This window comes from Hymenobacter norwichensis DSM 15439, assembly GCF_000420705.1.
Classification (GTDB): domain Bacteria; phylum Bacteroidota; class Bacteroidia; order Cytophagales; family Hymenobacteraceae; genus Hymenobacter; species Hymenobacter norwichensis.
On record NZ_ATVL01000004.1, the window covers coordinates 1 to 11,982 of the forward strand.

General features: G+C 59.5%; 10 protein-coding genes. 6 read left to right on the forward strand and 4 right to left on the reverse strand.

What is annotated here, in order from left to right; genetic code table 11:
• The 3 genes from G536_RS0101030 to G536_RS0101050 all read right to left on the reverse strand — a co-directional run.
• Positions 1 to 342, reverse strand: a 342-nt coding sequence (locus G536_RS0101030) for a hypothetical protein (protein WP_211223309.1), incomplete at its 3' end; no start/stop codon positions are given.
• A 1,027-nt stretch (positions 343 to 1,369) separates the two neighbouring features.
• Positions 1,370 to 2,725, reverse strand: coding sequence for a sensor histidine kinase (locus G536_RS0101045; RefSeq protein ID WP_022821723.1), 1,356 nt, complete (start codon positions 2,723 to 2,725; stop codon positions 1,370 to 1,372).
• Entirely contained in the window at positions 2,715 to 4,094 is a 1,380-nt protein-coding gene (locus G536_RS0101050; protein ID WP_022821724.1) for a sigma-54-dependent transcriptional regulator, read from the reverse strand. Before G536_RS0101050 ends, G536_RS0101045 begins: the two co-directional genes overlap by 11 nt.
• Positions 4,095 to 4,398: 304 nt before the next feature.
• Between G536_RS0101050 and G536_RS0101055 the strand changes: the two genes are divergently transcribed.
• The 5 genes from G536_RS0101055 to G536_RS31950 all read left to right on the forward strand — a co-directional run bounded on the left by G536_RS0101055 (position 4,399) and on the right by G536_RS31950 (position 9,637).
• Positions 4,399 to 5,658 carry an efflux RND transporter periplasmic adaptor subunit gene (locus G536_RS0101055; RefSeq protein WP_022821725.1) on the forward strand — a complete coding sequence of 420 codons (1,260 nt, stop codon included), beginning with the start codon at positions 4,399 to 4,401 and terminating at the stop codon, positions 5,656 to 5,658.
• 33 nt (positions 5,659 to 5,691) lie between these two features.
• A complete protein-coding gene (locus tag G536_RS0101060; protein ID WP_022821726.1) occupies positions 5,692 to 6,375 on the forward strand; it encodes an ABC transporter ATP-binding protein in 684 nt (227 codons plus the stop codon).
• Positions 6,376 to 6,397: 22 nt separating this feature from the next.
• Positions 6,398 to 8,755 carry an ABC transporter permease gene (locus G536_RS0101065; protein ID WP_022821727.1) on the forward strand — a complete coding sequence of 786 codons (2,358 nt, stop codon included), beginning with the start codon at positions 6,398 to 6,400 and terminating at the stop codon, positions 8,753 to 8,755.
• A gap of 469 nt (positions 8,756 to 9,224) precedes the next feature.
• A complete protein-coding gene (locus G536_RS0101070; RefSeq protein WP_157530280.1) occupies positions 9,225 to 9,410 on the forward strand; it encodes a hypothetical protein in 186 nt (61 codons plus the stop codon).
• A 68-nt stretch (positions 9,411 to 9,478) separates the two neighbouring features.
• Complete coding sequence (locus G536_RS31950; protein WP_157530282.1) at positions 9,479 to 9,637, forward strand: hypothetical protein; 159 nt, start codon at positions 9,479 to 9,481, stop codon at positions 9,635 to 9,637.
• A 305-nt stretch (positions 9,638 to 9,942) separates the two neighbouring features.
• Here G536_RS31950 and G536_RS0101080 read toward each other — a convergent pair whose 3' ends face one another.
• Entirely contained in the window at positions 9,943 to 10,647 is a 705-nt protein-coding gene (locus G536_RS0101080) for a hypothetical protein (RefSeq protein ID WP_022821730.1), read from the reverse strand.
• Between the two features lie 289 nt (positions 10,648 to 10,936).
• On the opposite strand from G536_RS0101080, the gene G536_RS0101085 reads away from it, so the two are divergent.
• Complete coding sequence (locus G536_RS0101085; RefSeq protein WP_169515022.1) at positions 10,937 to 11,692, forward strand: porin family protein; 756 nt, start codon at positions 10,937 to 10,939, stop codon at positions 11,690 to 11,692.
• The last annotated feature ends 290 nt before the right edge of the window (positions 11,693 to 11,982 follow it).

Consider the following 11,982-nt stretch of genomic DNA (forward strand, 5'->3'; position numbering starts at 1 on the left):
GTGAATCTGGTTGGTGAGGGTGATGAGGATATCATCAATCTTTTCGCCTTGCAGCTTCAGGGCCGACATGGCCTTTTGCTTCTGCTTGACCACTTCCGTGTTGTAGGCAGCCGCCGTTTCGGGGTTGAGGCCGGGGGTAGTGCTGTGCGAGGCCAGGGCCATGCCCGATTGGATGTCAACTACGGCTACGGCCATCAGGCCCGGCAGCGAATCAATGATTTCTTGTACGGTTTGACCGGCGGGGGTGTTGGTAGAGTAAGCCATGGTAGTAAGCGCGTAACTGAAGCGGAGTTGAAGATTGAAGTAGTTGGAGTAGTTGGAGTAGTTGGAGTGAAGCGTCAAGCGAGTGATTCGTCTTGCTTGGGTGGCCTTGCTGCCCCGTTGATATTACAAGGATAGGGCAAGGCTGAGCCGGCTGCTAGAATATTCGCTGGTTTGCCAGCTTTTTGCAGTGAACGGGCATGTTTTTACAGTAAGCTGTATAGGGAAGTCTACCGTCCCAGCCATTTTGTATACTACCGCATAAAGTACCTATCCGTCCTGCGCTATCTGGTAGTACCTTCTCTATTGGTAACCGCTACGGGCTGTGGGAAAGATACTCCCGCTCCTAAACCGTATGCCATCTAGGTGCACATCGTGGGCAATCGACAGGGCGCTTCTGCCGGCTCGTTCACCTCCATCTACGATCCTGCGGTAGCACGGATGAAAGGCGGCCCCCGCTATGAGCAAGCCTACTCAGACACGGTTGACGAAACCTCTGACCTAGGCCAATTTTAAGTACTGGCTCTGCTTGAGACGGCGCCAAGCCAAGATGCGACGGGCGTACTTCGGGCTGAAATTCTGGTGAATAGCATAGTAAGGGCAAGCGGCGAACTAACGGGCACCCTGAGATGAGTTGCCTTCTACGAAGTAGAAACGGTCGAACTATAGGTTGTCTTACTTTCCTAGGCGCCTCCCCTATATATAACTAGTGAGTCGTCTATGTATCGGAACGAAGTGTAGGTGTTTAATTTATAGCACAACAGCAGTGCTTTTTAGCTGAGTTACGCTTGCTTCTTCCCAGCACAATTGGGCGTTGATCACCTGCTGCAACGGCGCTACGTCATGGGCATCGGCCGCTCGAATGACCTGCTTCAAGCATTAGCGCGAAGCAGCATCCACTAAGTCGATGCACCCACCAAAATTCATAGGAACTTTCGGAGCGGTTGTTTTTATGAGCAAACGGTAGGTCAACTTCCATCCAATAGCCGCGCTTACCTGTCTAACAAACTATGCAAAAAGCCATGACAAGCTGAGCCATCACTACGTCTTCTATTGGTACATTTTACTAGACTACCTCACTTTCGCCTCACGCCTACCGAAAGCATTCTTAAGAAGCAGCCGGGCCAGGAAACCACAGCTGAAACGCACTACCTGCACCGGCCACGGAATGGACTTGAATGCTACCCTGGTGCAACTGCATGATTTGCTTGGCCAGACTCAAGCCAATGCCAGAGCCGTTGGGGCGGGTGGTAAAAAAAGGGATAAAGATGCTGTCCAGCATATCAACGGGAATACCGCTGCCGTTGTCTTTTACCTCGATAATCACCCGCTCCTGCTCATCGGGCCAGGCCAGCAGACTAAGGCGAGGGTTAGGGATTTGCGCGAGCGCCTGCGCTGCATTGAGCACCAGATTGATAAGCACTTGCTCCAGCAGGTGGCCGTCGGCGTGCAGGGTGAGGTGGGCGGGCCGGACGCTAAGGGTAACCTCAATGCCCTGCGCAGTCAGTTGTTCCGCCAGTAGCTGCCGGGTAGCCTGAAGCAATTCCTGCACATACAGGGTCGTGCGCTGCGGCGGAGCCAGGGTGCTAAAGTCCCGGTATACCTGGGCGAAGCGCAGCAGCCCTTCGCTACGCTGCTGGATGATGCGAATGCCGGTGCCCACATCGTCGAGCAACTCAGCGGAAACTTCCTGCTGCTGGGCGCGCTCTACGTGGCGGCCCAATGAATCAGCCAGCGAAGCAATGGGGGCGACCGAGTTCATAATTTCGTGCGTCATCACCCGTAGTAGTTGCTGCCAGGCAGCCGTTTCGGTATCAGCCAGGGCCTGGCTCACATTTTTAAAGGCCAAGAGGGTAAACGCTTCGCCGCGTAGCTTAAACTGCGTGGCTGACACAAGGAGCTGCACCGTTTGGAGGCTCACCGTCAGCTTCACTACCGCGGGCTGGCCGGGCACCGCCCGGCAGATGGCATCGTACAAAACCGGCTGGCGGGCTTGCAGCGCCCGGATGTTTTTCAGGTAAGGCAGGTGCAGCGTCTGCTTAAATGCCTCGTTCACCCAGGCCACGGTGCCCGCCGCGTCGTAGGACACGATGCCGGTATCGAGCAGCACCAGGATGGTTTGCAGGTACTGAAACTGCCCTTCCTGCTCGGCCCGCAACTCCCGAAAAGTGGCGTTTACCTGGTTGAAGGCCGCGTGCAAGGGCCGCAGCGCCGCCGGGACGGACTGCGCCGGGTACTGCCGCGAGAAATCCCGGTGCTTGAGGGCCAGGGTAAAGTCAGCTAACGCCTGCTGGCCGCGCGTCAAGTAGCGGACTAGGTCCAGGACCAGCACTACTAGCAGCACCAGGGCCCCTAGGGCTAGCCCGTAGGCGTGTTGCTGCGCGGCGTATCCGCTCCCGCCCAACGCAGCTATCAGCAGTACTAATCGTCCCAGCAGGCGGGCATCCAGGCTATTAGATATCATGCTTATCGAGCCGACGGTAGAGGGCAGTGCGGGTGAGGCCTAGTTCCTTGGCCGCTTTGGTGAGGTTGCCTTGGTGGCGCTCAATGGCCTGCTGGATGGTATTCTTTTCTACTTCCAACAACGCCAACGGATGCTCAGTCACGGTCGCAGCTGGCGCCGCCGCGGATGTAGCGGCCGATTCGGGGTTCCGAAACGAAAAATCGGCCGGATGTAGCACGGGGCCAGCCCCCAGGATAACGGCCCGCTCTACGGCGTGTTGCAGTTCTCGCACGTTGCCGGGCCAGGGGTGTTCCCGGAGCTTTTGCAGGGCAGCGACACTGAATTCCGGCACGGGTTGCCGGTTGCGGACCGCGTACACCTGCGCGAAGTGTTGGGCCAGCAACCGCACGTCGTCGGCCCGTTCGCGCAGGGGGGGTAGCGTGATTTCGACTGTATTGAGGCGGTACATCAAATCCTGGCGAAAGGCCCCGCGGGCCACCAGGGCGTGCAACGGGGCGTTGGTGGCCGACAACAGCCGGATATCCACCGGGATGGGGATATTGCTCCCCACGGGCACCACCTGGCGGTTTTGCAGGGCCGTGAGCAGCTTGGCTTGCTGCGGCAGGCCAATGTTGCCAATCTCATCCAGAAACAAGGTTCCGCCGGTGGCCGCCTCAAACCGGCCCACGCGGCTGGCCTGGGCGTCCGTGAACGCGCCCTTGGTGTGCCCAAACAGCTCGCTTTCAAATAACCCCTCGCTGAGCGCGGCTACGTCGGCGGCCACGAAAGGTCGGGTAGCGCGGCGCGACTGCTCGTGCAGGGACTTGGCGACCAATTCTTTGCCGGTACCGTTTTCGCCCAGTAGCAGCACGTTGGCTTCGGTCGGGGCGACCTTTTCAATGATGGCGCGCACTTCCTGCATGGCGGCTGACTCTCCCAGTAGAGCAGTGGCAGTGGCTGGCCCGGCTAGTTTTTTTGGGCTGCCCCCGCTTTTGCTGCCAGTTTTAGGTTGGAGGGCAGCGGCCAGCGTTTGCAGCAGCTGTTCGTTGTGCCAGGGCTTGAGCAGGAAGTCGGTGGCGCCGGCTTTGAGGGCGCGGACTGCCGTACGCACATCGCCATAGGCAGTTAGCAGAATAACGGCCGTCGCGGGGTCGTGCTCTAGGATGCGGCTCAGCCAGTAGAAGCCCTCGTTGCCGGTCGCCTGGCCGCTGCGGTAATTCATGTCGAGCAGCACGGCGTCGAAGTGTTGCTGGCGGAGAAGGGAGAGCAACAGCTCCGGGTTTTTCTCCGTCACGACTTCCCGCACCTCGGTTTTGAGCAGCAGCTTGAGGGCGAACAGCACGTCGGGCTCGTCGTCCACCACCAAGATGCGGGCGTGCTTAAGATTCATAAAGAAGCGGCTTGGTAAAACATAAAAGTCGGGGCTAGCGGGTGCCCATACCAACTCAGGCCGCATAAACCGTGCAGACTTCGGAAAATACTGGCTTTCAGTCGGCCAAGCTGTTTTCTGTTCGTCTAAGGATTTGAACTGTATCAGAAACGAACGGTAAAGTGTATCAAAACCGGACGCTTGGCAACAGTTGGCTACTAGGCTTGCTGACCAGGTTATTGAACATCAATGCTTTGTGAGCAAGGCACCGTTCTTGGCACCTGCGGTCAGTAGCTTTTTGCGGCTACTGCCTGCGCCGAACCGAATGGATATCCTGATACCGAAGAGAAAGTGGTCGTTTGTTACCCGCTGGTGGTGGCTGGGGGCCCTGGTGCTGGCGGGCACGGGCGCGGCTAGCCTCTACTGGCCTAGGCCGGGCCAGCGGCTGCACGTGGCGGCCAGCCGACTGACTATCAGCCGCGTTACGCAGGGCAACTTTCAGGAATTTACGGCCATCGACGGGGTGGTGCAGCCCCTGCACACCGTGTACCTAGACGCGACAGAGGCCGGCACGGTGCAGCAAGTGCTGGTGGAAGAAGGCACGACCTTGACGGCGGGCCAGCCGTTGCTGCGGCTGACTAACCCCGACCTGCAGCTGGAAATGGTGAATCGCGAAACGGCCGTGTACGACCTGATGAACAACCTGCGCAACACCCGCAACCAGCTGCTGCAAAATCGCATTCTGCGCCAAAATCAGCTGGCCGACATCGACTTTCAGCTGGCTGAGGCCCGGCGGGTGTTTGACACCAACCAGGTGCTGTACGACCAGAAGGTAATTGCACGGCAGGACTACTTGCAGAGCCAGAACGCCTACCGCTACCAGCTACGCCGTCGGCAACTGACGCAGCAGACCCTGCGCCAGGATTCGGTGGCCATGCAGCAGCAGCTGGGCACCATGCAAGAATCGGTGCGGCGCATGACCAGCAACCTGGCCCTGATGCGGCGCAAGATGGACGACCTGCTGCTGCGGGCCCCGGTCGGCGGGCGCCTCAGCTCGCTGGCCGCGGAAGTGGGCGAGGCCAAAACGCGGGGCCAACGCCTGGGGCAGATTGATGCGCTGGCGGGCGTGAAACTGCACGCCGCGGTGGACGAGTTTTACATTGCCCGCATCGGAACCGGTCAGGTGGGCGAAGTAGTGGTGGATGGCCAAGCCTACCCCCTGCGCGTGACCAAAATCTTCGCGCAAGTGGCTAAAGGCCTGCAAATCGACTTGGCCTTTACTGGTACCCCACCACTGGGTTTGCGGCGGGGCCAGACCTTGCCCATCCGGCTGGCGCTGAGCGCGAAGGCCCCGGCGGTACTGCTGCCCAAAGGCGGCTTTTACCAGCAAACCGTGGGCAACTGGGCGTTCAAGCTGGGGGCCGATGGCACGCGGGCCCAACGGGTAGCCATCCGGCTAGGCCGGCAGAACCCCGATTATTATGAAGTGTTGGCGGGCCTGCAGCCCGGCGACCAGGTCGTGACGTCCAGCTACGAAGGCTACGCCGACCAGCAGGAGTTGGTGCTGGATAAGGACCGTCCCTAGGTAGCTAAAATTGACTAGTAAAGCAGGAAACTCATGATTAAGACCGAAAACCTGGAGAAGGTGTACCGCACCGAAGAGGTGCAAACCAAGGCGCTGAACCACGTCTCGCTGACGGTGGAGCAAGGGGAATTTGTGGCCATTATGGGCCCCTCGGGCTGCGGCAAATCGACGCTGCTCAACCTGCTGGGCCTACTCGACGAGCCCGACGGCGGCAGCCTGCAACTGCTGGGCACCGAAACCAGCCGCTACTCCGAGCGGCAGCGGGCCGAGCTACGCAAGCGCAGCCTGGGCTTCGTGTTTCAGAGCTTCAACCTGATTGACGAGCTGACGGTGTTTGAGAACGTGGAGCTGCCCCTGCGCTACCTCGGCGTGGGAGCCGCCGAGCGGCGGCAGCGGGTGGAGCAGGTGCTGGAGAAAATGCAGTTGCTGCACCGGCGCAACCACTTTCCGCTGCAACTCTCGGGCGGGCAGCAGCAGCGCGTGGCCGTGGCCCGCGCCGTGGTGAATGCCCCGCCGCTGCTGCTGGCCGACGAGCCCACTGGCAACCTCGACTCGGCCAGTGGCCACGACGTGCTGGGGCTGCTGACTGAGCTGAACGAGGCGGGCACCACCGTGCTCATGGTCACGCACTCCGAGCACGATGCTCGGTACGCCCGGCGCGTCATCCGCCTGCTCGACGGGCAGGTGGTGCTCGAAAACAGCCGCAGCCAATTCTAACCGATTCCTCCCCCTTTGGCTCATGCTTCCCTACCCCCTGCTGCTCATTTACCGCAACTTTAAGCGGTTCAAAAGCACGTTCTTCATCAACCTGATTGGCCTCTCGACCGGCCTGGCCTGCGCGCTGCTCATCTACCTATGGATAAGCGACGAGCGCAGCTTCGACCGCTACCACGCCCTGGATGGCCGGCTTTACCAGGTGATGGAAAACCGCCGCACGGCCGCCGGCATCGAGACCCAAACCGGCACCATACCGCTGCTGGCCGAGGCCCTGCGACGGGAAATGCCGGAGATTGAATTTGTGGCCACCACCACGCCGGTCCCGTTCTTCCCGGCGTTTACGCTGGCGGCAGGCGGCCAGCACCTGAATACCGTCCCCAAGTACGCGGACCCGGCCTTCTTCCAGATGTTTTCCTACCCCCTGCTGGAAGGCACCCCCGCCACGGTGCTGCAAGACAAAAACGCCATTGTCCTCTCCGAGGCCCTGGCCACCAAGCTCTTCGGGTCGCCGCAGAGCAGCCTGGGCAAAGCCGTGGAATGGCAGATGGCCGACCGAAAGCAGACCTGCCTGGTAGCCGGGGTGTTTGCCGGGGTGCCCCGCAACTCGTCCGAGCAGTTTGACCTCGTGCTGCCGTTTGCCTCCTTCAAGGACCAGATGCAGATGAGCAAGACCATCCAGTGGGACGACGATGGCCCTTTCAACACCTACTTAGCCTTGAAGGAAGGTGCCGACCCCGCGCAGTTTCAGGCTAAGCTGGCGGGGTTGCTGAAAACCAAAAGCGCGCAGGCCCAGGCCCGGGGGCGCACACTGTTTGTGCGGCCGTTCTCGGCGGCGTACCTGAACGGCACTTACGAAAACGGCGTCGCCACCGGGGGGCGCATTGCCTACGTGCGGCTGTTTGCCCTGATTGCCGCACTCATTCTGGTGATTGCTAGCATCAATTTCATGAACCTGTTCACCGCCAAGGCCTCGCGGCGGGTCAAGGAAGTGGGCATTCGCAAGGCCCTGGGGGCGAGCCGAGCCGCGCTGGTGGGGCAGTACCTGACCGAATCCGTGGTGATGGCCTTGCTGGCCCTGGTTGTGGCCGTGGGGCTGGTGCAGCTCGTGCTCCCGCAGTTTAGCGAGCTGACGGGCAAGCCGCTGGCCTTGCGGTGGGAGTGGCCGCTGGTGGGGGCCGGCCTGGCCCTGGCGCTGGGGACGGGGCTGCTGGCGGGCAGCTACCCCGCGTTCTACCTGTCGGGGTTCCAGCCGGCGGCCGTGCTGAAAGGCAAGCTGCCGACCAAGGCCGGCGACGTGTGGACGCGGCAGGGCTTGGTCGTGCTGCAATTCACGCTCTCGGTACTGTTCATCGTGGCTGTGGTGGTCGTCAACGCGCAGTTGGCGTTTGTGCAGCGCCAGCCGCTGGGCTACGACAAAGCCCACGTGCTCCGCTTTGATACCGGGGGCAAGGCGGCGCGCCAGCAGGCGGCCTTTCTGGCCGAGGTGAAGAAATTGCCCGGCGTCGTGCAGGCGTCCAGCGTCTTGGGCGGCTTCCTGGGGGGGCGCTACGTCGCGGAGATGAGTTGGCAAGGGAAGCGCCTGCCTGTGGGAACGATGCTGGTCAACTATGACCTGTTGGAAACAATGGGCATGCACCTGGTAGCGGGCCGCAGCTTTGCGCCGCAGTTCCGCGCCGACAGCGCCGCCATTATCGTCAACCAGGCCCTGGTGGCCGGCCTGGGGATGCCGGACCCTGTGGGCCAACAAATCGACGGGCGCCGCATCGTGGGCGTGGTCCGCGACTTCCACTATGAGTCCCTGCACGAAAAAATCAAACCCCTTCGCCTCCAACTCGACCCCACGATTAACACGGTGCTAGTGAAGCTCCAGCCCAACGCGGAGCAGGCCACGATTGCGCGACTTCAGCAACTGTACGCGGCCTACAACCCCGGCTTCACGCTCGACTACGCGTTTCTGGATACTGACTACCAGGCCCAGTACGTAGCCGAGCGGCGGGTTGCGGTGCTCGCCCGCTACTTCGCCGGACTGGCCATCCTCATTTCCGCCCTGGGCCTGCTGGGGCTAGCCGCTTTCACCGCCGAGCGGCGGCGCAAGGAAATCGGCATACGCAAGGCCTTGGGCGCAAGCGAGCTGAACATTGTGTGGCTGTTGACAAGCAGCCTGACCTGGTTGGTCGTGGTGGCCATCGTGCTGGCGCTGCCCCTGAGCTACCTGCTCCTGCAGCGGTGGTTGGAAGGCTTTGCCTACCGCGTGGCGTGGCAGTGGTGGTACTTCGCGGCAGCCGGCATAGGGGCCCTGCTCATTGCCTGGCTAACCGTAAGCGTACAGGCCTGGCGAGCCGCCCGCCGCAACCCCGTGCTGAGTCTGCGGGCTGAGTGATAGGCAAATAGGTTAGGCGCTTTGAGATGCTAAAAGGCAAGAAAGTACTAAGCGCTAGAAGGCCTAGTCTCGTATTGACTTTTATCAGCTCTAGAGTCTGCTTAAGAAAGCGCTACACCTGCTGACACTCGGTAAGGGAGTGAAAGCAAATTACCGAGGCCTTGTTGACAACAACTGGCGCTAGACGGCAACGTTATTGTTTTTCAGTAGAGCACCAGGTGAAACTCCGTTTTATTTCAATTATCTGAAGATTAAATATTTGCGTACTGGAAATTACTGTTCAACGAATATTACAGACGCCGAATAGCCAGACGGGCGCACTCTATTCGAGTTGTTTCCCGGCCTACTCGAGGGCGAGACCATCACCAGCCTGCGCGCCTACTTGCAGCAGGTGCTAGCCATGGGCTAAGCCCACCATATGGCTGTGCAGCGCTACGACGTGCCCAACCCGAGCAACCCCAGCCAGGTCTTGGGACGGCACTGGGATCCGACCAATTGCACCATCGATAATGTGCAGGGTGGCGTAATTGGCCTCGTGCACAGCGTGGTCAACGTAACCGAATGGATGCAGGCTGAGGCTGAATTACGGGCCAGCGAGGTCTGCAAGCGGACCCAGACACAGGAACTAGAGGCGGCAACGCATCACTTCGCCTAAGAGCGGGAAAATTTCTACCAGATTCTGAAGCAGGCACCGGCTTCTATCAACCTCCTGCGGGGGAAGAGTTGCGCTACAGCTACGTTAGCCTCGTTCACCAACGACTCGCGCCAGGCGTGCTGCTGCTGAGGCACCCGATGGCCAAGGTGCGGCTCGAAGCCGAGAAGCAAGAGTTCATCGAGCTACTGCACCAGTATACCTCGATGCCATCCTGGAAAAGCCCCTGACGAAGGCCAAGTTCCAAGAGGTGCTTAACGAGGATTCTTCAAGCTAGCGCGAGGGCATCCGCTTAGAAGTTATCCGGCGCGAGTGCCGCAGCGTTGGCTTTGGTCAGCGAGGTGGCCCAACAACCAAAATGTGCTGACCACATAGCATGGCTGTAGCTTGTCTATCGTTGAGGACCCACCGATAAACAGGGTTATCAATGGTTGCAGGAATAAAGAAGCCCGGCTAGTGACCGGGTTTCCGCAAGGGAGTCTATTGAAATATCACTGTCCTAATAAGCACTAACTCTCTCTTCTGCGTTGGGTGCTCAGCGCACTGCGCGCTTGATCCGCCCCAGCCCAAACAAGAAGCTTATCGATACTTCCGCTCCCCCTGGACCTACCAGTTTAGCTATATCGCGCATCGTGGTCGAGCCCGGACCAAACCCGGGGATAAATTCGATGGCCGCCTGCGGCGCCAGAATGGCTCCGTAGCCCAACGCAAACTGCATGGCATTGCGGCGGTACTGGTGGTGTAGCCCCGCCCGCACGTGCAGCAAGGTGCTCGAATGCATCCGGTAGCGTCCTTGCACCCCATCCATCTCTAGGTCGAAGTCTATATCAGCGTACGAGTAGACCAGATTGGTGCCCACAAAGAGCTGATTGCGTGTGCGACTCGGCACGTAGTACCGCACTCCACCACCTACCTTAGCCCCACTGGACCCAATACCCACCCCGATGTTGCCATCCAGCGACGGCTGGAAGCGATACGCTACTTCAACTCCAGCCGCATACGGTGCCCCCCAGCCCAGCGAAAGCCCTGCCGTGAGGGCTGGCGGCGTCTCGACCACTTGGCTCAGAGCAAAAGGTGCTGCGACTGGCGTACCGGATCGGGTAGCGGGTGGCAGCGTGTTGAGTTGCGGCCGGCTGGTTGTCCGCACAGTATCCGCTGGGAGCGTAGCCTGGGCCTGAGCAACGGAGGTAGCATGTAGGGCCACGAAAATAATAAGGGGGAGTAGCCGAGTAAATAGCATAAGGAAAGAAGTGAAGGTCTGTCCGAAAGGGACTTCAGCTACTGGAATAGTTGTACCAAGCAATACACTTCTTTTGCGCAGCTCATTTAGCAAGAAGCCCGACCAATGACTGTGCTTTCGTATTTTGGGTAGAACAGGCCAGCCTGGAGCGCAACATCTCCAATGTGACAGCCGACACGCTAGGTATTTGCTGCCATGCAGACCATGGCTAAAAGCTAATTGGTACCGCGGACCTAAGCCAGAAGGCCGGCTGTTTGTCAAGCTTGCTTTAATGTCGAGAAGCTCTTCTGTGCAACCTTTCTCCGTAGCGTTTGCTTCATCAGGTCGTCTCTTTTCTTCCTTCCTGATGAAGCAAACCTTACTTTTATTAACCAGCAGCTGGCTTCTGGCAAGCACGGCCCAAGCCCAAACCACCTTCAGTGTCGGTCCTCGCGTGGGATTCAACGTTTCCTCCATTGACATTTCCGCCCCGGAGGGCACCTCCTACACCAGCTGTCCCGGTGTTGAAGCGGGACTGACGGGCACGGTGCAATTCGGCCATTTTGCCGTGCAGCCGAGCCTCTTGTTTTCCCAACACGGCTACCGCAGCTCGGTCGAGGAGCGCAACTTCGATATACGTTCCTTCTTTGAGGAGGACGTACGCCTTAATTACCTGACACTGCCTGTTAATTTAGCCTGGACACCGGGGCGCAATGGACAGGGCCTGCAAGTCCTGGCCGGGCCATATGCCCGCCTGCTCGTAGGGGGCAACTTTACGCGGCAGGACAATCCTCCTAACGGCATCCCCGTCACAGGTAACGTTAAGACGGCCAAGGCCGCCGGGTACGATCCGGATAACCGCTACACGCAACGTGTTGACGGGGGCTTGCAGGCAGGCGTCGGCTACTGCCTGAAGGGGATGCAACTACAGGCTTGCTATAGCATGGGCTTGCGTGATTTGGCGGTACCATATCGGGGGTATGACGGGCGCGTGTCTGCGTCCCCTGCGTACTACAACCGTGCCTTCCAGGTATCGTTCAGTTACTTGGTCGGTGTTAAAGGCTAGGTCTATTTGTTGCTTTGCGTATCTGCACTACCAATCTGCCGTTCCCTATATATGTATCAGGTGCTACTAGCCAACTGGTCTGCCACCCACAAACAGCGGCCAGCGCCGAAGCCCTGACCGCCGCCATCCTACGGATGTCCGAGCCAGGGGCTAACCACCGCTTGAATTGCTCCCCTGACGCGGCCTTACACAGTTCTAGCCAAAGTGCGAAGACGAAAAGGCCAGTACGTTTCGTCTTCGCACTTTGGCTAGCGAGTACGGGTGCTTGATTCACCCATGTCCTGAAACCC